Below are 21,228 nucleotides of genomic sequence, written 5' to 3' on the forward strand. Positions count from 1 at the left end.
AGCCCGGAGAAGACCCATGAGCGGACGGCACGCCACCTTCCTCTTCCTGGTGTTGGTGCTGGCGGTCCTGGTGCTGCTCACCGGCCAGGTGCGGGGGGAGGACCGCCGCCACCTGGGGCCTCTGGGGAGTGGCGTCCTCGTCGCGCTGGCCCCGCTGCAGACCGTCATGGCTCGGGCCGCTGACTCCCTCTCCCGCGGCTGGCAGGTGTACACGGAGATCGGACGGCTGCGCATGGAGAACGCGCGGCTGCGCGAAGAGGTGCAGCGGCTCACCCGTGAGGTCTCCCGCCTGCGCGAGACCGCCCAGGCAGCGCAGAGATTGGAGGCGCTCCTGGCGTTTAAGGAACAGGTTCCTTACCGCGTGCTGGCCGCCCGGGTGATTGGTCGGGATCCGGCCTCCTGGTTCGCCACCATCGTGGTAGACCGGGGGAGCAATGAGGGTGTGGCGCGCGGTAGCCCGGTGGTCACCGCGGAGGGAGCGGTGGGCCGGGTGATGGAGACCACGCCCTTCACCGCCAGGGTCCTGCTGTTGTCCGATCCCCGCAGCGCCGTGGGCGTGATTCTGCAGGATTCCCGGGAAGTAGGGGTGGTGGAGGGAAACGGCCAGGGGGACCTGCTGATCAAGTACCTTTCGCGCGCCACCGCCGTGCGGCCGGGAGACGTGGTTATCACTTCCGGGCAGGGAGGCGTCTTCCCCCGCGGACTGGTGGTGGGGCGGCTGCAGACCATCCGCCCGGCGGAAGGGGGGGCAGTCTTCCGTGAAGGGACGGTGCGCCCGGCTGTCGACCTGAGCCGCCTGGAAGAGGTACTGGTGTTGCTGCCGGAAGGGAGTCCGCGCCACTGATGGCTGTGGTGGTTGTCGCCCTGCTCCTCCTGAACGCGCTGGTGCACAGCGTCTGGCTGGTGCGCCTCCCCCTGTGGGGGCAGGTGGCCGACCCGGCCATCCCCCTGATCGTCGCCGTGGCGCTGCGCCGCCCGGGCTGGGGGCCACTGGTGGGACTGGGGGCGGGTCTGCTGCAGGACCTCCTCTTCGGCGGCAGCGTGGGGTTGGTGGCGCTGGCCAAGCTGGTCGTGGGACAGGTGGCGGGAGTGCTGGGGCGGACGGTGCTGGTGGACCAGCCGCTGCTTCCCTGGGCCATCACGGCGCTGGCCACGGTGCTGCACCAGGGGGCGCTGGCGGCGGTGCTGGCGGTCACCGGCCTGCTGCCCGTCTCGCCCGCCATCTTCGGCCGGCCGCTGCTGGGGCAGGTGGCGCTGAACCTGCTGGCGGTCTGGCCAGCCTTCGCCGCCGTCCGCTGGCTGTGGCCCGGGCCGCGCGCGGCGCCGAAGCGGGAGCGGCCTCATGCCCTCTGAGCGCACCTCCAGGCGGCTGGCGGCCTTTACCGTCATCAGCGTGCTGCTCTTCGCCCTGCTGCTGGGGCGCCTGTGGCAGATGCAGGTGCTGCAGGGGCATCGCTTCCGGCAGCTCTCCGAGGAGAACCGGCTGCGCGACCTCCGGCTGCCCGCGCCCCGCGGCATCCTGTATGATCGCAGAGGCCGACCGCTGGTCACCAACCGCGCCGCCTTCACCGTTTCCCTGTTGCCCATGGAGCTGCGCAGTCCGCAGCAGGTGCTACCGCGTCTGGCGGCGATACTGGAGGTGACCCCCGCAGAGATCCAGCAGCGTCTGCAGCAGGCCCGGCGCCGCCCCTTCGAGCCGGTGCGGCTGCTGCGGGACGCCCCCAAGCGAGTCGTGGCTATGGTGGAGGAGAACCGTCTTGACCTTCCCGGGGTGATCATCGAGGTGGAGCCGGTGCGGCATTACCTGTACGGGTCGCTGGCCGCCCACGCGCTGGGCCACCTGGGGGAGATCGACGCGGCGGAGCTGGCCAGCCCGGCGTGGGAAGGCTACCGCATGGGCGACCTCATCGGGAAGGCGGGCGTGGAGCGGTCCTACGACCGCGAGCTCCGCGGCCACGACGGCCGGCTGCGTGTGGAGGTGGACGCACGGGGGCGGGCGCTGGGCATCCTGGGGCGCGACCCCGCTCATCCCGGGCGGTCGCTGGTCCTGACCATCGACCTGGACATCCAGAAGGCCGCCGAGGCCGCCCTGGGGGAGATGGTCGGAGCCGTGGTCGTCTTGGACGCCCGCAACGGGGAGGTCCTGGCCATGGCCAGCCACCCGACGTTTGATCCCAACGCTTTTGCCGCTGGGATCTCTCCGCAGGCCTGGGCCCGCCTGGCCGCGGACCGCAGCCTGCCCCTGCTCAGCCGCGCGGTGGACAGTACCTACGAGCCGGGGTCGGTCTTCAAGGTGGTCACCGCCGCGGCGGCCCTGGCGCGGGGCACGGCCACCCGCGCCACCCGCGTGACCTGCAACGGGACCTTCCGCCTGGGCGGATGGGTCTTCCGCGACCTGAAGGCGCACGGCACCGTGAACTTCATCGAGGGCGTCGCCCAGTCGTGCAACGTCTTCTTCTGGACCCTGGGCACGCGCACCGGAGGCGAGGCCATGGCGGAGATGGCCCGGGCGCTGGGCCTGGGGGAGCGCACCGGGATCGACCTGCCCTCCGAGAGCCCCGGCCTAATTCCCGACAGCCACTGGAAGCAGCGGACGCAGGGCGAGCCCTGGTACCCGGGGGACAACGCCAACATGGCCATCGGGCAGGGCTGGGTGAACGTCACCCCGCTGCAGGTGGCACGGATGATCGCCGCCATCGGCAATGGGGGAACGCTGGTCCGGCCGCACCTGGTGCGCCAGGTGCTGGATGCGGACGGCAGGCCGTCCCGCAGCCTCACCGTGCCGCCGGCGGGCCGCGTGGCCTTTCGCCCTGATGTGCTGGCCACGCTGCAGGAGGCGCTGGCGGCGGTGGTGCAGCGGGGCACCGGCCGGGGCGTGGCGATTCCGGGGCTGTCCGTCGCCGGCAAGACCGGCAGCGCGGAGAACCCCCGCGGGCGGCCCCACGCCTGGTTTGCGGCCTACGCCCCGGCGGAGAACCCGCGGGTTGCCGTGGCCGTGCTGGTAGAGCACGGCAGGCGCGGTGGACTGGTGGCCGCGCCCGTGGCCAGGGCGGTGTTGCAGGCCGCCTTCGGGATAAGCGGGGTGCCCCAGGCGAGGGGAGGCCCGCCGTGAGGCGGGTGCTGCGCGCCCTGGACATGCCGCTGCTGGTGACCACCGGGCTGCTGGTCGCCTTTGGACTGGTAGCCCTGGCCAGCGCCGCCGTCCCCCTGGGCGGGCCCTGGGCCTACGTGCGCACGCGCCTGCTCCACCTGGCCTTCGCCCTGGGGGCGATGGTGGCCGCGGCCCTGGTGGACTACCGCCGTCTGGCCGGATATTCCCGGTGGCTCTATGCGGCCATGCTGGTCCTGCTGGTGGCGGTGCTGCTTTTGGGGGTCACCCGGCTGGGCGCGCAGCGCTGGATCCCGCTGGGACCCCTCGGTGGCTTTCAACCGTCGGAGCTGGCAAAGATTGTGCTCGTCCTGAGCCTGGCGCGGTCCCTGAGCACGCAGCCGCTCCCGTCCACCCTGTCCGATCTGCTGGCTCCCCTGGCCCATGTGGGGATCCCCATGGTCCTGATCTTCCGGCAGCCGGACATGGGCAGCGCCATGGTTCTGGGGGCCATCCTGCTGGGGATGCTCTTCCTGGCCGGAGTCCGGCTGAGGCTGCTGGTCGGCCTGGGAGGGCTGGGCCTGATGGGCGCACCCTTCCTCTGGTCGGCCCTGCGCGACTATCAGCGTCAGCGCCTGCTGGTCTTCCTCGACCCGGGGATCGACCCGCTGGGCGCGGGCTATGCCCTCAACCAGGCCAAGATCGCGGTGGGCTCGGGGCAGATCTGGGGAAAGGGGGTGTTTGCCGGCACGCAGAACCTGCTGCGGTTTATCCCCGAGCAGCACACCGACTTCATCTTCACCGTCATCGGGGAGGAGATGGGATTCGTCGGCGGAGTCCTTCTCCTGCTGCTCTTCCTGATCTGGATCTGGCGCGCACTGCAGATTGCTTACACCGCCGCGGACCGGCTGGGGATGCTGGTCGCCGGCGGCATCGCCGTCATGACCGTCTTCCACGTCTTCGTGAACATCGGGATGACGGTGGGGCTGATGCCGATCACGGGCATTCCGCTTCCCTTCATCAGCTACGGCGGCAGCTCCCTGCTCACCATGGGCGTGGCCACGGGGCTGCTGCTCGGCATCGGGGCGCGGCGGAGAAAGATTCTCTTGTGAGGAGTGGATATGGGACGCGAGATCTTTGCCAACGTTGAGCCCTACGAGACTCGGGTGGCCGTCACCGAGGACGGCACCCTGGTGAATATCTTCGTGGAGCGGGGCGAGCCCCTCGCCGGCAACATCTATAAGGGCAAGGTGGTGAACGTCCTCCCGGGCATGGAGGCCGCGTTTGTGGACATCGGCCTGGAGCGCAACGCCTTCCTGCACGTGGCCGACATCCGCAGCCAGCGGTTGGCCGGCGAGGAGCTGGACGAGTCCTTCGGGCGGGGGGCCATCGCCGACCGCCTCCGCCCCGGCCAGGAGATCCTGGTGCAGGTCACCAAGGAGCCCATGGGCAGCAAGGGGGCGCGGGTGACCACCTACATCGCCCTGCCAGCCCACTACCTGGTGCTGATGCCCACCGTGAACTACGTGGGCGTCTCCCGGCGCATCGAGGCGGAGGCAGAGCGCAAGCGCCTGCGCCAGATCGCCGAGGCCATCAAGCCGGAGAAGATGGGGGTGATCGTGCGCACCGCCGCCGAGGGGGTCAGCGAGAAGGAGCTGAAGGCGGACGTGGACTTCCTTCTCTCGGTGTGGAACCGGGTGACGGAGCGCGCGCGCAACGGGCGGGCGCCGGTCCTGATCTACCAGGACGTGCGCCTCATCCGCCGCGTGGTGCGCGACCTGCTCACCGAAGACGTGCAGCGGTTTGTCGTCGACTCCCCGGAGGAGTACGGTCGCATCCTGGATCTCCTCTCCTCCTTTGCCCCGGCGCTGAAGTCCCGGGTCGTCCTGTACAAGGGGGAGGAGCCCATTTTCGAGCACTTCGGCGTGGAGAAAGAGCTGGAGCGCGCGCTGCGGCGCAAGGTCTGGCTGCGCTCGGGCGGGTACATCGTCATCGACCGCACCGAGGCGCTCACCGTGATCGACGTGAACACGGGCAAGTACGTGGGCAAGACCGACCTGGCCAGCACCATCTTCAAGACCAACCTGGAGGCGGTGGAGGAGATCGTCCGCCAGATCGTCCTGCGCGACATCGGGGGGATCATCCTGGTGGACTTCATCGACATGGAGAACGAGCGGCACCGCAAGCGGGTGCTGCAGGCGCTGGAGGAGGCGGTGCGGCGGGACCGCGCCAAGATCCACATTATCGACCTGACCCAGCTGGGGCTGGTGGAGATCACCCGCAAGCGGGTGCACCAGGATCTGGAAGAGGTGATGCGCATCCCCTGTCCCTACTGCGAGGGGCGGGGACGGGTACTCAGCCCGGAGACCATGAGCCTGCGGGCCCGGCGGGAGGTGCGGCGGCTGGCGCGGACCAGCCGGGCGCGGGCCCTGCTGGTGGAGGTCCACCCGCAGGTGCATGCGCTGCTGGCGAGAGACGGCGACGCCTGGCTGCACCAGCTGGAGGAGAGCAGCGGCAAGCGCATCCTCCTGCGGCCGCGGGACGGGCTGCACCTGGAACGGATCACCGTCACAGAGGCGGCCGAGGCGGCGGCGCTGGAGCGGGAGGAGGCCCTGGTCGGTGCGGGCCGGCGCACCCAGCTGCGCTGGCTGGAGGAGGAGCCCGAGGAGGCGGTGGAGCTGGCGGAGGAGGAAGAGGAGGAGTACGGGCACGCGGCGCTTGTCGGCGCATCGTCCTCCGGGGGCATCCTGGCACGGCTGCGCCAGCTCTTCGCGGTGCGACGAAGCTGAACTGGATGGTCCAGGGTGCAGGCACGAGGGTGCCGCCGGCGGACCGCAGGGCGTTTGACGGAGGGGAGGGCGGCTGCTAAAGTAGCCTTCTGGGTGTTTGGGCCCGCGGAGGAGAGGCAGTGTACGCGGTCATCGAGGCAGGGGGAAAGCAGCTGCGTGTGCGGGAAGGAGACACCGTACGCGTGGAGCGGCTGCCTGGGGCTCCGGGGGACCGGGTGACGCTGGACCGCGTCCTGCTGGTGGGCGACGGGAGGACCGAGATCGGCAGGCCTCTGGTCGCCGGCGCCACTGTCCGGGCCCGGGTGCTGCGGCAGGGACGGGCTCGCAAGGTTCGGGTGGTGAAGTACAAGCCGAAGGCGCACTACCGGCGGCGGCAGGGGCACCGTCAGGCCTTCACGGAGCTGCGCATCGAGAAGATCGAGCTCACCGAGGCGGCCGCGGCCCCTGAGCAGGAGGCTGTCCGGGAGTCCCCGCGAGCGGCGCGCCGGCGGCGGCCAGGGGTGGAGGTCAGAGAGGCGGGAGGCGCGTAGATGGCACACAAGAAGGGCGGCGGCAGTTCGCGCAACGGACGGGACAGCCAGAGCAAGCGGCTGGGCGTCAAGGCCTTCGCCGGGCAGCGGGTCAGCGCGGGGTCGGTGCTGATCCGACAGCGCGGCACCCGGGTGCGGCCTGGTCGCAACGTGGGCATGGGCCGGGACTTCACCCTCTTTGCACTGATCGACGGGATCGTGGCCTTTGAGCGCCGCGGCCGCGACGGGCGGCAGGTGAGCGTGGAGCCGTTGCACTGAGGGGTGCGGATGTAGTGCGGTCAGGCCCGGGTCCCCTGGACTCCGGGCCTCGTTGTTGTGAGGGCTGAGATGTTTATCGACAGAGCGCGGGTGCACGTGCGGGGCGGCGACGGCGGCAGCGGGGCCGTTTCCTTCCGCAGGGAGAAGTTCGTCCCTAAAGGCGGCCCCGACGGCGGGGACGGGGGACGCGGCGGGGACGTGGTCTTCGTCGCCGACGGGGGGATGAGCACCCTGCTGGACTTTCACTACCGCCAGCACATCCGGGCAGGGCGGGGGGGCCACGGGGAGGGAGGCCAGCGACACGGACGCGATGGCGAGGATGTGGTGGTGGCGGTGCCGGCGGGGACGGTGATCCGTGACGCCCGGACCGGGGAGGTGATCGCCGACCTGACGGTGGCGGGACAGCGGGCGGTGGTGGCCCGTGGCGGCCGGGGCGGGAGGGGGAACGCCCGTTTTGCCACCCCCACGCAGCGGGCGCCGCGGCGCGCCGAGCCGGGCCAGCCGGGCGAGGAGCGGCTGGTGGAGCTGGAGCTGCGACTGATCGCTGACGTGGGCCTGGTGGGGCTGCCCAACGTGGGCAAGTCCACGCTGCTGGCGCGCGTCTCTGCGGCCCGGCCCAAGATCGCCGACTATCCCTTCACCACCACCCAGCCGGCGCTGGGGGCAGTCCGCGTCCCCGACGGCCGCTCCTTCGTCCTGGCGGAGATCCCCGGGCTGATCGAGGGCGCGCACCTGGGCGCCGGGCTGGGACACGACTTCCTCCGGCACATTTCCCGCACCCGCGTGCTCATCCACCTCCTGGACCTGGCCGCGGAGCGCGACCCGCTGGCGGACCTGGATGCCGTAAACGAGGAGCTGCGCCTCTATGACCCTGGCCTGCTGCAGCGGCCGGCCCTGGTGGCGCTGAACAAGGTGGACCTGCCGCCAGCTCGCGCCAGGCTCGCCGCCGTGACGGCGCAACTGAGCGCGCGTGGCCTGCGCGCCTGGCCCATCTCCGCCGCCAGCGGCGAGGGGGTGGACGACCTGCTGCGCGCGGCAGCGGATCTCCTGCAGCGGGAGAGGACCGCCCATGCGGCGGGGCGAACCACGAGCTGATGGCCGCACGCCGTCGCCTGGGCATCATGGGCGGGACCTTCGACCCCATTCACTACGGGCACCTGGTCACCGCCGAGGAGGCGCGGGTGCAGTTCAACCTGGAGCGGGTGGTTTTCATCCCCAACCGCCACCCCCCACATAAGGACCCCCGCGAGGTCTCCGACCCCGCCCACCGCTACCTGATGACGGTGCTGGCCACGGCCACCAACCCCTACTTCACCGTCTCCCGCGCGGAGATTGACCGGGAAGGGCCCTCGTACACCATCGACACGCTGCTGGCCTTCCGGCAGCGCTACCCGGAGGCGGGCCTCTACTATATCACCGGCGCGGATGCCATCCTGCAGATCCTCCGCGGGGAGTGGGAGGACTCCCCGCGCCTGCTGGGCCTGTGCGACTTCATCGCCGCCACCCGTCCCGGCTTCGTCCTGGACCACGAGTCGGTCCGGACGCACAACGTGACCGGCCGGCGGCTGGAGAACATCCACTTCATGGAGATTCCAGCCCTGGCCATCTCCTCCACCGACATCCGCCGCCGCGTCGCCCAGGGGAAGCCCATCAAGTACCTGGTGCCCGAGCCGGTGGAGCACTACATCGTCAAGCACGGCCTCTACCGGCTCGCGCCGGCGGACCACGCCGGGGTTCGCCGCTCCCGGGATGGGTGAGCCTCCCAGCCTCCTCCGAGCGCGGACAGCAGCAGCCGCGGCGGAGGGCAAGGCCGCCGAGCAGGTGGTCGTCCTCGACCTGCGCACGCTGACCCTGGTCACCGACTTCTTCGTCATCTGCACGGCCACCAGTCGCGTGCACATGAAGGCGGTGCGCGAAGGGATCGAGGAAGCCATGGAACGGGCCAGCTTCCGGCTGCAGGCGCGAGAGGGCGATGAGGAGGCGCAGTGGGTGCTGCTGGACTACGGCGATGTGGTGGTGCACCTGCTCAGCCCCCAGACGCGGGCCTTCTACAAGCTGGAGCGGATGTGGGCCAGGGCCCCCCAGGTGGCCGTTTCCGGCGGGAGGACGGGGTAGGCGGCGGCGCTGCTGTGCGGCCTACCCCCTTTCCAGCGGTCGGTTTGACAGCGACCGGGAGCCTTCGCTATGCTGGCCGCGCCATGGACGGCGTGCTGCCCGCAGCCAACCGCTGCTTTATCTGCGGTCCGGACAACCCCGTGGGACTGCGCCTGGGGTTTTCCCCGCAGGGCCCCGGCGTGGCCGCCGAGTTCGTCCTGGGACAGGAGCACATCGGCTGGGAGGGGGTGATCCACGGGGGACTCATCGCGGCGGTCCTGGACGACGCCATGGCCAACATCTGGGCCTGGCGCGGCACGCCCGCGGTGACCACCAGTATCTCCGTGCGCTTCCGCCGTCCGGTCCGCCCGGGAGAGCGGCTGCGGGTCTTCGCCGAGCCTGTGGGGGCGCGGCGATCGGCCATGCAGCGGGCCCGGGGGACGGTGATGCGGTCCGACGGCATCCCGGTCGCCGAGGGAAAGGGCGTGGTCCTGATAGGGCCCCGCGCCGCCGGCCTGGCAAAGGACTGATGGCCGGAACGGATCGCCAGCGCGATATCGCCACAAACCGCCGGGCCCGCTACGAGTACCACATCGAGGAGACGGTGGAGGGCGGCCTGGTCCTCACCGGTACCGAGGTGAAGTCACTGCGCGCCGGCCGGGCCAGCCTGGCAGAGGCGTTCGCCCGGGTGGAACGCGGCGAGGTCTGGATCCACGGGATGCACATCCCCCCCTATGAGGCGGGCAGCGTCTTCAACCACGACCCGCTGCGCTCCCGCAAGGTCCTGCTGCACCGCAGCGAAATCAACCGGCTGCTGGGGAAGGCGCAGCAGAAGGGCTACACCCTGGTCCCCCTGCGCCTGTACTTCAAGGGGGGCCTGGCCAAAGTGGAACTGGCCGTGGCGCGGGGCAAGAAGGCCTACGACAAGCGGGAGGCCATCGCCCGGCGGGAGGCGCAGCGGGAGATGGCGCAGGCGCTCAAGCGCGGTCTCCGGGGGCCTGGGCGGCGGTGACTTCTGGTATACTTGTAGGCGGTCGGGATACGGGGGCGATCGGTCTCGACTGGGTGGGAAGAAGCAGGGTGGCGAGCCGAGGTGCCAGGACCTCGTTAATCAACTGGCAGACGCGATAAGCGTCAACACCAACTACGCACTCGCCGCTTAAGAAGCGGTGACGTCCTCCCGGGAGGGCCGGTGGCCCGGGCAGGGCGCGACAAGCCGGCTACCCGTCGCGGTCTCGGCCCGGGGCCGCGCCGGGGAAGGCAATCGGGCTGGCCGCCGGAGGATCCGGTCCGCGGGAGCACCGGCGGCGAGACGAAAACGCGGGCTACGCTCGTAGAGGCTCTGCCCTCACTCACTCAGGACGCGGGTTCGATTCCCGCCGCCTCCACCAAAGGATTTTGCCTGCAGGACGCGGGGTTTACGCTCGCGTTCTGCTCTTTCCCTGCCCCGTGCCTGGGATAACCAAACCCTGAGGGTCGCGCGGTGTGGCAAGTATCGCCGGCTGGCCAGGTGGTCGTTGATCACCAACCCAGGGATCGCGTCTGGGGATGTGTAACGCGCGATGCTTCGCTCGTCGTCCATCCTCACAATTTCGGCGTCAACGATCCCTAGACTGTTGAGGACCTCAGCCACCATAACCTGCTCGCCCTGATCTACACGGGCAGCATCCTGGGGGCCGGGGTGGCCTGGACGCGAGTCCTGACCGCCCTGGCCATGGCCTTCATCGTCGGCTGGGCGATGACCCTGGCCTTGCGCCGGGAGGAGGCGCAGCGGCTGGAGAAGCAGCCGGGCAACGCGAAATCCCGCATCCTGAGCGCTACCGACCTCACCATCCTGGCCCTTTTGGTTGTGGCACTGCTGGCTCCCAACTACCTGGTGCGAGGCGGTCCATATGTCCAGAGGGTAGCGGTCTGGGCGGCCGGGATGACCCTGGTGGCCGCCTACGCGTGCTGGAAGAAGACCCGCGAGCAGGTCCGCCGCTGGCTGGAGGAAACCTGGTGGTTCGTGCGCGTCATCTTCCCTCTTTTGCTCGTCGGCGTGTTTATCGTCGGCGTCATCGGGCCCGGGCTCAGCCTCCCCAACTGGCTGGCCATCGGTCGGGTGTTGGGGGCGAAGAAGGCCGTCGTGTACGTGGGCACGATCATCGTCCTGGGGACCATCGGCGGCTGGTTCGCCGGGACGTTCATCTTCAGGTAAAGGAGGAGACAGCACGGTCACAGTGGAGATCTTCGGTCCGGGGTGCCCGCGGTGTCACGCCACCAAGCAGGCCGTCCAACAGGCGGTGCGCGCGCTCGGCCTGGAGGCGACCATCACGGAGATCGCCGACCCGAAAGAGATGGCCAGACAGCGGATCATTTTCACCCCGGCCGTGCGGATCAACAGCGAGGTGAAGTGCGCCGGCCGTGTCCCGCAGGTGTCAGAGGTCACGAGCTGGCTGGCCACGGCGGCCGCGACCGCTGAAGGGACTTAGTGGCAGCAGAGGGGATGGGGCTGAGACGAAGGTCAAGGTGCTGTTCTGCAACTGCAAGGGACTCTGTGACTCTTTCAAAAGATACGGACATGAATACGCTGGATCCCGCCTGAAGCCCCGACGGCCGCCGCCTCGCCTTCCTCTCCAGCCGCTCGGGAGACCTGGCACTGTGGGTCATGGAGACGACCCCAGGCGGGGTGCGGGGGGCAGACCTCCTGGAGTCGCCTGCCATTCTTGGGGTGCCCTAGGCCAGTTGTACCTCCAGGCCGGCCTGGCGGAGGCGCGCGACCTCCTCGGGTGGCGCACCGCTATCGGTGATGATCAGGTGGGCGGCACCGATGGGGCAGATCTGGACCAGGGTGGTCTTGCCCAGCTTGGTGTGGTCGGCCACCACCACCACGCGCTGCGCTGCATAGACCATGGCCCGGTTCACCTCCGCCTCCTCCTCGTTGAAGGTGGTCAGCCCCCGCTCCACCGAGATGCCGTTCACCCCGATGAAGGCCAGGTCCACATTCAGCCCCTGGAGCGCCTGAGCAGCCGCGCTGCCCACGAGCTCGTAGGAGGACCCGCGCAGCCGACCACCGGTCAGGTGGACGCGGATGCGCTCCTCCCTCGCCAGCTCCATGGCGATGTTCACCGCGTTGGTCACCACCACCACTTCACGCCCGCGCAGGGCCCGGGCCACGGCGGTGGTGGTGGTGCCCCCGGTGAGGGCCACGGTCTGGCGCTCGGCGACCAGGGCAGCGGCGGCCAGCCCGATGCGGCGCTTCTCCGCGCTGCAGGTACGCTCACGCTGGCGGAAGGAGGCCTCATAAAGGGAAAGCTCCGGGGTCGTCGCCCCGCCGTGCCGCCGGATCGCCAGTCCCTGACGCTCCAGCAGCCGCAGGTCCCGGCGCGCCGTGGCCGGAGAGATGTCGAACTGCGCGATCAGGTCTTCCACCCGGACCTCGCCGCCTGTTCGCAGGGCCTCCAGGATCTGCAGGCGCCGGGTGGCGGGCTTCGCTGACTTCATCTTCATCGCTACATGCAGGCACCGTGGCTGCGTGGCACAGGCTTCTCCTACCGATTTTGTCAGAATCCGACCGATCAGTCAAAATGTAGACATATTTGTGATCAAATGCTAAAGTGCTTGTAGCCGATCGATCAATCTCCGGACCTATCGAGGATCCCTGTGACGGAACGCCTCGGCCGATTCACTGAGGCAGAGATCCTCGCCCAACCACGGGCCTGGGGTGAGGTCCTGCACCTCGCGCAGGGTACGGTGAGTCCCCTGCGGGACCTGTGGCACTGTAGCCCTCCGGCGCAGCTCCTGCTCACCGGGTGCGGGTCGTCGTACTACCTGGCGCTGGTCGGAGCACACCTCCTCCAGGCGCAGCTTCGGGTGCCCTGCCGCGCGCTGCCGTCCTCGGAGATCGTCTTCGCCCCCGACGAGGCGGCCCTTGGTGCCTCGTCCCTCCTGCTGGTGGCCCTGTCCCGCTCTGGCGAGACCACGGAGACGGTGTGGGCGGTGGAGCGCCTGCGGGAGCGCGGCGCTACCACGGTGGCGCTCACCTGCAGCGCCACCGGACCGTTGCTGCAGGCCAGCCACTTGGCCATCCCCCTGCCGGTGGAAGAGCGCAGCGTGGTGATGACCGGCTCCTTCACCTCGATGCTGCTCACCCTGGCCGCGCTGGCGGCCGCTCTGGCCGGTGACGAGCCGGCACTGGCGGCGCTGCGGCCCGCTCCGGAGCTGGCCGCGGCGGAGATGACGGCGCTTGCGGCCCACGCCCGAGAGGTGGCCGCGGCCCCCTCCGGCGGTTTCGTCTACCTGGGGACGGGGCCGACGTTTGGCCTCGCCGCCGAAGGTGCGTTGAAGATGGTCGAGATGAGCCTGATGCCGGGATGGGCCTACCACACCCTGGAGTTTCTGCACGGTCCCAGGGCGGCTGTATCCAGGGAGATGGTGGTTGTGGGGCTGCTCTCCGCACCGGGGGCTACCTTCCAGCGGCGGGTCCTGCAGGACGTGGCCGCTCTGGGGGCGCGGGTGGTCGCCGTGGGGGAGAAGGTGGAGGGTCTGCCCTCTCTGGCCCTGCCCGCACCACCCGGCTCGTTGCCGGCCATGCTGCTCGGCACCGTCTGGCTGCAGTGGCTGGCCCTGCACACGGCGCGGGCCCGGGGGGTCGATCCCGATGCGCCGCGCTTCCTGCAGCCCGTGGTGAAGTGGAGCGAAGATCTGCGGGAAGGAGGTGAGGGATGATCAGGGTCCTCTATGCGGGTGGGGCGGGGGCGGTGTTCGGCCCGCTGTTCGCCCTCTCCCCGTTTGCCCTGGAGGTGAAGGGCCTGCAGTTCCACAACTGGGCCCGCCCCTTCATCGAGGGGTTGGAGCGCGGGGGAGACATCCAGGTGACGCAAATGCCCAGCTGGGAGGTCTACGCCAGCTTCCCCCGCGAGCTGGCCGAGCTGAAGGCCTATCACGTAGTGGTCATCGAAGAGGTGGAGGCCGACATCTTCTACTTCTACCCCGAGTTCTACACCCCCGAGGCCTGGACATCTCCCAGGGTCATCGTGCTGCCCAACCGGCTGGAGCTCATTCGCCAGTTTGTCCAGGAGGGTGGGGGGCTCTTGATGGTGGGTGGGTGGCTCTCCTTCCAGGGGCGGTTCGGCCACGGTGTGTGGCACGGCACGCCCGTGGAAGAGGCGTTGCCCGTAGTCTTCCAGCCCACTGACGACCGGGTGGAGACGCCGCAGGGCGCGCTGGTAACGGTGGTGGACCGGTCGCATCCGGTGATGGGTAGCATCGCCTGGGAGGGCTTTCCCCCGCTCCTGGGCTACAACCGCGCCGCGGCACGGCCCGATGCCCGGGTGCTGGCTACGGTGCGCGCCGGGCCGCAGGCGCCGGAGGATCCCCTGATCGTCGTGCGCGAGTACGGCCGCGGGCGCACCATGGTCTTCGCCTCCGACACCACCCCGCACTGGGGCGTGAACTTCATGAAGTGGCCGGGCTACCAGCAGTTCTGGCGGCAGGCCGTGCTCTGGTTGAGCGGTCAGATGACCGCCCCGCAGGCGGTTCCACCGGGGCGGGAGGCGCGGGCGGGCAGGCGTGTCCCGCAGCGCCGAACGAGCCGGACACGCCACAGGGAGTCTAAGGAGCGGTAGAGGGAGGTGAAAACAGATGCACGTGCGTGCGCTGGTCGCCAGCCTGGCCGTCCTCATGCTGACCGCCACCGCGGCGCTGGGTGCGGCCCCTGTTCAGCTGACCTTCACGGTCTGGTCGTACAGCACCGACGTCATCCTGGACAACATCAAGAAGTTCGAGGCTAGGTATCCCGGGATCAAAGTCAGCCTGCAGGACTTCGCCTGGGAGAAGTACACGGACGTGATGACCGCCCGCTTTGTGGGCAAGACACCCACAGACCTGGCGTACTCCTCCGACCACTGGCTGCAGCAGTGGGCGGCGGCCAACTGGATCGTCCCGCTGGAGGACTACTTCCCTCAGGTGAAGGCGTACAAACCCGACTTCGCCCCCTACGCCATCGAAGGTATGACCTACCGGGGGAAGCTCTACGGGCTGCCCTACTACGCGGACACCATCATCTTCATCTACAACGAGGAGATGCTCAAGCGAGCGGGGTTTACCAAGCCGCCGGCCACCTGGGACGAGGTGACCCGGATGGCTCTGGCCATGAAGGAGAAGAAGATCGTCGAGTACCCCATCATGTTCCAGTTCCAGGACATCACCCCCTGGTACATCGAGGTCTTCCTCTCCATGGTCTACTCCTACAAGAACTACCAGATGTTCGACGCCAGCCTGAACCCGATCTTTGACCGGGAGGGGACGGCTGCCCACAAGGTAGCCCAGTGGCTGGTGGATGGTATGCGCAAGCACAAGATCATCAACCCGGCCTCCCTGGAGACCACGGAGATCCCCCTGGTCAAGGCCATGGGGGCGGGCCAGGTGGCCTTCGCTGTCCTGCCCAAGTACAACCTGGCCGACCTGAACACGCCGGGGGCGCACGCCCAGGCGGGCAAGTTCAAGATGGCCCTGATGCCCGGGGAGACGCACGGGACGGTGGGTTTCGTCCGCTTCTACGCCATGACCAAGATGGCCGCCGACCGGGGGAAGGCCGTGCAGGACGCGGCCTGGAAGTTCCTAGAGTACTTCGGCGGGAAGACGGATGGCAAGTTCGTGGTAGTGAAGCGGTGGGCCCTGGAGAAGGGCCTGGGCTTCGCCCAGCTGCCGCTTTACCAGGATCCCGAGATCCGTGCGGCCATCAACAAGTGGGGCAACGTCAGCCTGGAGGAGGAGCAGGCGAAGGTGGCCCGGGCCAAGGAGGCCCTCACCCCGTTCTGGGGGACCTGGAGCCTGGAGTTTCAGAAGGAGATGAACAAGGCGCTGCTGGGCCAGAAGAGCGCGCTGGATGCCCTCAAGGCCGCGGCGGCCAAGTGGAAGGAGATGAAGAAGTAGGGGGCTCCCGCGCGGATGCCGAAGGGGGACGGCGGGTGGCTGTCCCCCTTCCCGGGACCTTATGCGTCTAGTTGCCCTGCCCCGCCGGCGATACCGTGAGGCGCGCTATGCGTATGCCACGGTGTTGCCGGTCGTGCTGCTGGTGGCGCTCTTCACCATCTACCCGTTGCTCTTCGCCCTCATCACCAGCCTGCGCGAGGTCGTTCTCTACCGGCCCTGGAGCCAGCCCTTCGTCGGATTGAAAAACTACCTGGATGTGGTCCGCAGCGAGTTCTTCGCCAGCGCCTGGGCACACACCCTCACCTTCGTGGTCGGGGCGGTGCCCCTGGCCACGGTGCTGGGCTTTGCCATCGCCCACCTGCTCAACGGGCGAAGCCGGCTGGCGGCCTGGCTGAACGTGACCATTCTCCTGCCCTGGGCCATCCCCACGGTGATCAGCGGGATCATCTGGGCGTGGATCTTCAACAGCAGCTACGGAGCCTTCAACGGGGCGCTCTACTCCCTGGGCCTGATCGACTCCTACGTGCCCTGGCTCTCCCGGCCGCGTTCCGCCCTGCTCTGCGTCCTCTTCGCCCACGTGTGGAAGGAGGTGCCGCTGACCTCCATCCTCTACCTGGCGGCGCTGCAGGCCATCCCCGACGAGCTCTACGACGCCGCGCGGGTGGACGGGGCGGGAACGCTGGGCATCCTCCGCCGCGTGACTGTCCCGCTGCTGCTCCCCACCACCCTGATCATCGTGGTGTACGAGACCATGGTGGGTATCGTCACCTTCGACCTGCTCTACGTGATGACGGGCGGCGGGCCGGCCGGGGCCACCTCGCTGATCTCCTACTACCTCTACAACAGCATGTTCGTCGCATACAACTTCGGCCAGGGAGCGGCCCTGGCGGTGCTGCTGGCCGCCGCCCTGGTGGTCTTCATCCTGGTGTACATGCGGCTGCTGCGCAGCGAGGAGATCTACGCCACATGAGGCGGGCACGGCTGCTGGGGCGCGGCCTGGGGAGCCTGCTGGGGCTGCTGGTAGCCGCCTATATCCTGGCGCCCTTTCTCTGGGTGGCCGCAAGCAGCATCCAGCCGGAGAAGGAGCTGTTCCGCGTTCCCCCCCGCTGGATTCCCCGGGTGCTGACCGCGGACAACTACCGCTTCGTCTTCACCGGTCAGTTCCCCGCGGGGTACGAGGAGACGGGCATCGCCCGGGGGCGAATTTCGGAGAAGGCGCGGGACGCGCTGCCGGCGCTGCGCAACAGCACCATGGTGGCGGTGAGCGTGGCCGTGACCAACCTGGTCCTGGGCACCATGGCTGCCTACACCTTCTCGCGTCTGCGTTTCCGCGGGGCGGGATCCCTGTACACCTTTGTCCTGGCCAGCCGCCTCCTGCCGCCCATGGCCGTGGCCATTCCCTACTACCTGATCGTCAACCGCCTGGGCCTGCTGGACCGCTATGCCGCTCTGGTTCTCATCCACTCGGTTTTCACCCTGCCCTTCAGCGTGTGGTTCCTCACCCTCTACTTTCGCCGCGTGCCCCCGGACATGGAGGAAGCGGCGTTGGTGGATGGATGCACCCGCCTGCAGGCCCTGTTGCGGGTGGTCGCTCCCATGACCGCGCCGGCCCTGGCGGCAACCGCGGCCTTCAGCTTCATGTTCTCGTACAACGACTTCCCCTTCGCCCTCTTCGTCACCTCGACTATCCGCTCCCAGACCATTCCGGTGATTGTGGCCAACACCGCCATCAACCCCGACGTCAGCTTCGGCGTGGTGGCTGTCACCGTGGTCCTGACCATGTTGCCTCCGGTAGCCTTCGCCATGATCTTCCGCAACTACATCACCCGCGGGCTGATCGCCGTCACCACCACGCGGTAGGAGGCGGCCGTGCGGGTGGCGCTGGCGGTGGACCTGGGGGGGACGCTGTTGCGCACCGGTCTGGTCACGGAGGAGCGCCTCCTGCTCCACCAGGCGGTGCAGCGGGTGGAAGACCGCAGGGGTAACGCCGCGGTGGAGGCCCTTCTGCGCGCCGCCCTGCGAGCCGCGACGGAAGAGGCCCGGGCGCGGGCGCTGCAACCTGTCGGGGTGGGCCTGGCGGTGCCCGGGCTGGTGGACCCCCGGCGGGGGGTGATCCGCTACTCCGCCAACCTGGAGCTGCGGGAGCTGGCGGTGGCGGAGGTGGCCCGGCAGGTGCTGCCGCTCCCGGTGGTCGTGGAGAACGACGTCCGTGCCGCCGCCTGGGGGGAGTGGCGTTGGGGCGCAGGCCTGGGCGTGCGGACCATGGCCTACCTGAGCGCGGGAACGGGGATCGCCGCGGCGCTGGTCCACGGCGGCCGGCTCTACCACGGGGGGACCGCGGCGGCGGGCGAGGTCGGCCACATCCCCGTCGTTCCGGACGGTGACCGCTGCCGCTGCGGGCAGCGCGGATGCCTGGAGACCGTGGCGGGCGGCTGGGGCATCGTGCAACGAACGGGGCGGCTGGCGGCGGGGTCACCAGGTGGGCAGGCGGGGAGCGTTGAGATGCGCTCCACGGAAGCCATCTTCCAGGCTGCCACCGCCGGTGATCCTGTGGCTTGCGCAGTGGTCCGCGAGGCCGGAGAGTTCCTGGGACGGGCGGCGGTGACCGCGGTGCGGATGTGGGATCCGGAATGTCTCGTCCTGGGAGGGGGGCTCTTCTTTCCCGGCTCGCCGCTGGCGGACGCAGTGCGCCGGGCCGTGGTGGAAAGCGCCTTCTACGGCCAGGAGCCCCCGCCGGTCCCCCTGGCGGCGTTCGGGGGCACCGCGGGACTGATGGGGGCGGCCTGCCTGGTGCTGGCGCCGGCGTAGGAGCAGGCCTACGCGGGAGACTGGCGGCCGTATCGAGATCAGCGGCCAACCATACCACATTGGCGGAACGCTTGCAGCGCAGCGCTTCCCCCGGCGGGATCGTCCGGAAGCCCCGGCCCAGGGCGTGGGGGGAGTGCGCGCTTCGGTGGTCAACCGGGAGCGGGGACTCGCCGAGTTGCTTGCCGCGGCCGGTCAGCTGCGCCGTGGCCAGGGACAGATCGTCTTCATTTTTAGGAGAGGCCGGGGTGGGAAAATCTCGCCTCGCCGCCGAGCTGCGCAATCGCCTGGACGCCCGAACGCCCTTTCCAGTCACACGCTGCCCTGAGTACTCCCGCAGGGTCAGCCACGGCGTGCTGCTGCAGTGGCTGCGGGCCTGGACGGGCATCGGCGATCTGTAGGAGACCGAGGCTGCGCAGGTGCGGCTGGCGGCGGCCCTGCGGGACCTCTTCGGACGCCCCGCGCCCGAGGAGCAGAAAGCGCTGGCGCATCTGCTCGGGCTGCCCGCTCCTGAGGCGGATGGCTAGCCGCTCCCCCGGCCGATGGAAGAGGTGGCTCCGGACGAAGTCGGTCGCCGGCTGCAGTGGATCCTGACGGCTTTCTGGGAGCGGGCGGCGCAGCGGCCGCTCGTGCTCGTGGTCGAGGATCTGCACTGGGTGGATGCCGCTTCTGCGGAGAGCCTGCGGCGTCTGTTCGACGTGGCGGAGCGGGCCTCGCTTCTGCTACTGTGCGCCTCCCGGCCGGAGCGCCGCTCGGCTGCCTGGGACCTGCGGGCGGTGGCCAGGCGGGACTACCCGCACCCGTACCGGGAGATCCGGCTGGACCCGCTGCCGCCGCGGGAGACCGAGCGGCTGGCCGGAGCGCTGCTGGAGCGGATGGCGCTGCCATCCTCCCTCAGGCAGTCCATCGCGCACCTCAGGCAGGGGAGGACGACCGGCCTGCCGTCATCCGCTCGCGGAACAACCTGGCCAACCTCCTGCTGTTCACCGGCCGACTCGACGAGGCCGAGGAGCAGGTCGCAGCGGCGGTGGCCCTGGCCGAGCGGTTGGGATTGGTCGTCCCCCTGGTCCTGCCGCAGGTCACGGCCGCCGAGATCCTCCTTGAGGGGGGCGGGTGGTCGGAGGCGCGTGCCGTGCTGGATGCGGTCAGGGACCGCGTGTGGCAGCACGATCTGGGCGCGTCCTAGCGGGCCCTGGTTCTCCGCGAGCAGGCCTTCCTGGATCTGGCTGAAGAGGCGTGGCACGAGGCCGTGCGGCGCCTGGAGGAGGCCAGGCTTCTGGAGGAGCGGATGGGGATCTCGCGTCACCTGCCGAAGACCCACCGTGGGCTGGCGGAGGCGTACCTCGGCCTGCGCGACGCTGTGCGCGCCCAGCCACGCCGGCAGGGTGAGAATTCTGGAGCGCGGCAGCAATCCCATCGAGACGCCGGCAGCCATGCGCGTCCTGGCGGTCTTGTCGCGGGAGGCGGGAGCGGTGAGGCGGGCCCTGCACCTCCTGTAGGCCGGACACGGCCAGCTGGCTCAGCGGAGGGTCCGCAGCGAGCACGCCCGGATCCTGCTGGAGCTTGCCTGGCGAGAGCAGAGAAGGGGGAAGGGGCATGGGATACAGGCGGGGGCAGGAGATCCGGGCATGGCTGGTGGCGGAGGCCCAGCAGTGGCAGGACCTCTGGTTCATCAAGCGCATCGACACCACTGATCTTCAGCAAAGCCGGAGGGTGTTCCGCGGCACAAAGTTCGCGCCGCAGACCTCCTGGACCCTGATGGTCGCCCTCAAGGCGTGGGACGACGCGGCGCCGGGCACGGCCCTGGGGGAGATCACCGAGGCGCTGAAGCGAGGGGGCATGCAGGATCCCGAGGGGCGCGTCGTCACGCGCTCCATGGCCTGGGACTGGTAGCGGTCCGGTCCACGCCCGCTGCCGCGCCACTTCCACCTCTGTGCCGAATGGATCCGTCAGGGTGAGCCCCCAGGCAGCGGCGCGCAGGGGGAGGCCGCGGGAAACGCCATGGGGTCATCCTAACACTTCGGGTGACCTGAGGGCGTGCCGGCACCGCGGTGCCGGGGCGCGGCGTCGTTACCCCTCCGTGACGCGGGCGAGGTATCTGTGGTCGCAAGAGGGGGTGAGAGAGATGGCACGTCTGCTCGCTGCCGTGACCGTGATGGGAGTAGCCGTCCTGGGGCTGGCCAGCGCTGGCTACGCACCGTATCACACGCAGCAATACCCTCCGGCCGCAGCCGCCGACGTCAAGGGTCAGGTGACCACGGCGGTGGCCCACGCGGGGTTCGCCGCCGCGGCCACGACCTTCGGGGGAGCGCAGCAGCACCTGGGGCATGCCCTCAACTGCATTGAGGGGAAGAACGGCAAGAACTTCAACGCCTCCTGGGGCCACCCCTGTGAGGGGCAGGGGAACGGCATCCTCAACGACCTGCGCGGAGTCGTCGGAAGCGGGGCGCTGATGCCGCTGGCGCAGAGTGCTGACTCGCTGGCCACAAGCGGCGTCAGGAGCAACGACCTCACCGCGGCCCGCCTGGCAGCCAGGGGCGTGGAGGCGCTGCTGCGGCTGGTCGCGGAGAACCTGAAGTAGCCGTCGCGGGGGTCGCCGAAGAGCGGAAGTAGCCGTCTAGACAAGATGGAAGGACCGGACTCTCGGCTCGCGGCGTCGTAGGTTACGCTGTGGGCTCGGGAGCGCACAGCGCAGAGCTACACGCGAGGTTAAGGAGGTCCGGTCCATGATCCAGGATACCATCTTCGT

Annotated in this window: 25 protein-coding genes, 1 other RNA gene and 1 pseudogene; 26 read left to right on the plus strand and 1 reads right to left on the minus strand. The window is 69.6% G+C overall.

The features are described from left to right. Positions 1–16 precede the first annotated feature (16 nt). The 15 genes and pseudogenes from mreC (at position 17) to QN152_09225 (ending at position 11,230) form a co-directional block, all read left to right on the plus strand. Positions 17–844, plus strand: coding sequence for a rod shape-determining protein MreC (gene mreC, locus QN152_09155; protein MDR7539680.1), 828 nt, complete (start codon positions 17–19; stop codon positions 842–844). Continuing rightward, complete coding sequence (locus QN152_09160) at positions 844–1,353, plus strand: hypothetical protein (GenBank protein ID MDR7539681.1); 510 nt, start codon at positions 844–846, stop codon at positions 1,351–1,353. The genes mreC and QN152_09160 overlap by 1 nt, the downstream gene beginning before the upstream one ends. Beyond that, on the plus strand, positions 1,343–3,112 hold the full coding sequence (gene mrdA / locus QN152_09165) for a penicillin-binding protein 2 (GenBank protein ID MDR7539682.1): 1,770 nt from the start codon (positions 1,343–1,345) through the stop codon (positions 3,110–3,112). Before QN152_09160 ends, mrdA begins: the two co-directional genes overlap by 11 nt. Next, positions 3,109–4,200 carry a rod shape-determining protein RodA gene (gene rodA, locus QN152_09170; protein ID MDR7539683.1) on the plus strand — a complete coding sequence of 364 codons (1,092 nt, stop codon included), beginning with the start codon at positions 3,109–3,111 and terminating at the stop codon, positions 4,198–4,200. The genes mrdA and rodA overlap by 4 nt, the downstream gene beginning before the upstream one ends. Before the next feature lie 9 nt (positions 4,201–4,209). After that, entirely contained in the window at positions 4,210–5,877 is a 1,668-nt protein-coding gene (locus QN152_09175) for an Rne/Rng family ribonuclease (GenBank protein ID MDR7539684.1), read from the plus strand. 119 nt (positions 5,878–5,996) lie between these two features. Then, positions 5,997–6,407, plus strand: a complete 411-nt coding sequence (rplU, locus tag QN152_09180; protein MDR7539685.1) for a 50S ribosomal protein L21 — start codon at positions 5,997–5,999, stop codon at positions 6,405–6,407. Beyond that, positions 6,408–6,665, plus strand: coding sequence for a 50S ribosomal protein L27 (gene rpmA / locus QN152_09185; protein MDR7539686.1), 258 nt, complete (start codon positions 6,408–6,410; stop codon positions 6,663–6,665). Between the two features lie 69 nt (positions 6,666–6,734). Further along, positions 6,735–7,742 (plus strand): annotated as a pseudogene (gene obgE, locus QN152_09190) (GTPase ObgE). A 17-nt stretch (positions 7,743–7,759) separates the two neighbouring features. Continuing rightward, the gene (gene nadD / locus QN152_09195) at positions 7,760–8,422 is read left to right on the plus strand and encodes a nicotinate-nucleotide adenylyltransferase (protein ID MDR7539687.1); all 663 of its coding nucleotides are present in this window, start codon (positions 7,760–7,762) and stop codon (positions 8,420–8,422) included. After that, positions 8,415–8,780 carry a ribosome silencing factor gene (gene rsfS, locus QN152_09200; GenBank protein ID MDR7539688.1) on the plus strand — a complete coding sequence of 122 codons (366 nt, stop codon included), beginning with the start codon at positions 8,415–8,417 and terminating at the stop codon, positions 8,778–8,780. The genes nadD and rsfS overlap by 8 nt, the downstream gene beginning before the upstream one ends. A gap of 83 nt (positions 8,781–8,863) precedes the next feature. Continuing rightward, positions 8,864–9,289, plus strand: a complete 426-nt coding sequence (locus tag QN152_09205; GenBank protein MDR7539689.1) for a PaaI family thioesterase — start codon at positions 8,864–8,866, stop codon at positions 9,287–9,289. After that, entirely contained in the window at positions 9,289–9,771 is a 483-nt protein-coding gene (gene smpB / locus QN152_09210) for an SsrA-binding protein SmpB (GenBank protein ID MDR7539690.1), read from the plus strand. Before QN152_09205 ends, smpB begins: the two co-directional genes overlap by 1 nt. A gap of 31 nt (positions 9,772–9,802) precedes the next feature. Then, positions 9,803–10,150: a transfer-messenger RNA gene (gene ssrA, locus QN152_09215) on the plus strand. 257 nt (positions 10,151–10,407) lie between these two features. After that, positions 10,408–10,956: a permease gene (locus tag QN152_09220; protein MDR7539691.1), complete on the plus strand. Its 549-nt coding sequence runs from the start codon at positions 10,408–10,410 to the stop codon at positions 10,954–10,956. 22 nt (positions 10,957–10,978) lie between these two features. Beyond that, positions 10,979–11,230: a thioredoxin family protein gene (locus QN152_09225; GenBank protein ID MDR7539692.1), complete on the plus strand. Its 252-nt coding sequence runs from the start codon at positions 10,979–10,981 to the stop codon at positions 11,228–11,230. A 244-nt stretch (positions 11,231–11,474) separates the two neighbouring features. Here the strand turns inward: QN152_09225 and QN152_09230 are convergent, their stop codons facing one another. Beyond that, positions 11,475–12,248 carry a DeoR/GlpR family DNA-binding transcription regulator gene (locus QN152_09230; protein ID MDR7539693.1) on the minus strand — a complete coding sequence of 258 codons (774 nt, stop codon included), beginning with the start codon at positions 12,246–12,248 and terminating at the stop codon, positions 11,475–11,477. 243 nt (positions 12,249–12,491) lie between these two features. On the opposite strand from QN152_09230, the gene QN152_09235 reads away from it, so the two are divergent. The 11 genes from QN152_09235 to QN152_09285 all read left to right on the plus strand — a co-directional run bounded on the left by QN152_09235 (position 12,492) and on the right by QN152_09285 (position 21,060). Beyond that, entirely contained in the window at positions 12,492–13,466 is a 975-nt protein-coding gene (locus tag QN152_09235; GenBank protein MDR7539694.1) for an SIS domain-containing protein, read from the plus strand. Next, entirely contained in the window at positions 13,463–14,365 is a 903-nt protein-coding gene (locus QN152_09240; GenBank protein ID MDR7539695.1) for a glutamine amidotransferase, read from the plus strand. The genes QN152_09235 and QN152_09240 overlap by 4 nt, the downstream gene beginning before the upstream one ends. 16 nt (positions 14,366–14,381) lie before the next feature. Beyond that, positions 14,382–15,674, plus strand: coding sequence for an extracellular solute-binding protein (locus tag QN152_09245; GenBank protein ID MDR7539696.1), 1,293 nt, complete (start codon positions 14,382–14,384; stop codon positions 15,672–15,674). Between the two features lie 61 nt (positions 15,675–15,735). Next, on the plus strand, positions 15,736–16,644 hold the full coding sequence (locus QN152_09250) for a sugar ABC transporter permease (GenBank protein MDR7539697.1): 909 nt from the start codon (positions 15,736–15,738) through the stop codon (positions 16,642–16,644). Further along, positions 16,641–17,534, plus strand: coding sequence for a carbohydrate ABC transporter permease (locus QN152_09255; GenBank protein ID MDR7539698.1), 894 nt, complete (start codon positions 16,641–16,643; stop codon positions 17,532–17,534). The genes QN152_09250 and QN152_09255 overlap by 4 nt, the downstream gene beginning before the upstream one ends. Positions 17,535–17,543: 9 nt before the next feature. Continuing rightward, on the plus strand, positions 17,544–18,482 hold the full coding sequence (locus tag QN152_09260; GenBank protein MDR7539699.1) for an ROK family protein: 939 nt from the start codon (positions 17,544–17,546) through the stop codon (positions 18,480–18,482). Between the two features lie 245 nt (positions 18,483–18,727). After that, on the plus strand, positions 18,728–18,880 hold the full coding sequence (locus QN152_09265; protein ID MDR7539700.1) for a hypothetical protein: 153 nt from the start codon (positions 18,728–18,730) through the stop codon (positions 18,878–18,880). Positions 18,881–19,506: 626 nt separating this feature from the next. After that, positions 19,507–19,665, plus strand: coding sequence for a hypothetical protein (locus tag QN152_09270; GenBank protein MDR7539701.1), 159 nt, complete (start codon positions 19,507–19,509; stop codon positions 19,663–19,665). A 136-nt stretch (positions 19,666–19,801) separates the two neighbouring features. Beyond that, positions 19,802–19,978, plus strand: coding sequence for a hypothetical protein (locus tag QN152_09275; protein MDR7539702.1), 177 nt, complete (start codon positions 19,802–19,804; stop codon positions 19,976–19,978). 97 nt (positions 19,979–20,075) lie between these two features. Further along, a complete protein-coding gene (locus tag QN152_09280) occupies positions 20,076–20,372 on the plus strand; it encodes a hypothetical protein (GenBank protein ID MDR7539703.1) in 297 nt (98 codons plus the stop codon). 232 nt (positions 20,373–20,604) lie between these two features. Then, complete coding sequence (locus QN152_09285; protein MDR7539704.1) at positions 20,605–21,060, plus strand: hypothetical protein; 456 nt, start codon at positions 20,605–20,607, stop codon at positions 21,058–21,060. Positions 21,061–21,228 lie beyond the last annotated feature (168 nt).

It is taken from the genome of Armatimonadota bacterium, assembly GCA_031459715.1.
Classification (GTDB): Bacteria; Sysuimicrobiota; Sysuimicrobiia; order Sysuimicrobiales; family Humicultoraceae; genus Humicultor; species Humicultor tengchongensis.

Coding starts and splice junctions, on each gene's coding strand:
- QN152_09230 (MDR7539693.1), bottom strand. CDS start 12,248: ATGAAGATGAAGTCAGCGAAGCCCGCCACCCGGCGCCTGCAGATCCTG.
- nadD (MDR7539687.1), top strand. CDS start 7,760: ATGGCCGCACGCCGTCGCCTGGGCATCATGGGCGGGACCTTCGACCCC.
- QN152_09245 (MDR7539696.1), top strand. CDS start 14,382: ATGCACGTGCGTGCGCTGGTCGCCAGCCTGGCCGTCCTCATGCTGACC.
- mreC (MDR7539680.1), top strand. CDS start 17: ATGAGCGGACGGCACGCCACCTTCCTCTTCCTGGTGTTGGTGCTGGCG.
- QN152_09285 (MDR7539704.1), top strand. CDS start 20,605: ATGGCACGTCTGCTCGCTGCCGTGACCGTGATGGGAGTAGCCGTCCTG.
- QN152_09255 (MDR7539698.1), top strand. CDS start 16,641: ATGAGGCGGGCACGGCTGCTGGGGCGCGGCCTGGGGAGCCTGCTGGGG.
- QN152_09250 (MDR7539697.1), top strand. CDS start 15,736: ATGCGTCTAGTTGCCCTGCCCCGCCGGCGATACCGTGAGGCGCGCTAT.
- QN152_09205 (MDR7539689.1), top strand. CDS start 8,864: ATGGACGGCGTGCTGCCCGCAGCCAACCGCTGCTTTATCTGCGGTCCG.
- QN152_09280 (MDR7539703.1), top strand. CDS start 20,076: ATGGGATACAGGCGGGGGCAGGAGATCCGGGCATGGCTGGTGGCGGAG.
- rsfS (MDR7539688.1), top strand. CDS start 8,415: ATGGGTGAGCCTCCCAGCCTCCTCCGAGCGCGGACAGCAGCAGCCGCG.
- QN152_09160 (MDR7539681.1), top strand. CDS start 844: ATGGCTGTGGTGGTTGTCGCCCTGCTCCTCCTGAACGCGCTGGTGCAC.
- QN152_09175 (MDR7539684.1), top strand. CDS start 4,210: ATGGGACGCGAGATCTTTGCCAACGTTGAGCCCTACGAGACTCGGGTG.
- QN152_09240 (MDR7539695.1), top strand. CDS start 13,463: ATGATCAGGGTCCTCTATGCGGGTGGGGCGGGGGCGGTGTTCGGCCCG.
- rpmA (MDR7539686.1), top strand. CDS start 6,408: ATGGCACACAAGAAGGGCGGCGGCAGTTCGCGCAACGGACGGGACAGC.
- smpB (MDR7539690.1), top strand. CDS start 9,289: ATGGCCGGAACGGATCGCCAGCGCGATATCGCCACAAACCGCCGGGCC.
- mrdA (MDR7539682.1), top strand. CDS start 1,343: ATGCCCTCTGAGCGCACCTCCAGGCGGCTGGCGGCCTTTACCGTCATC.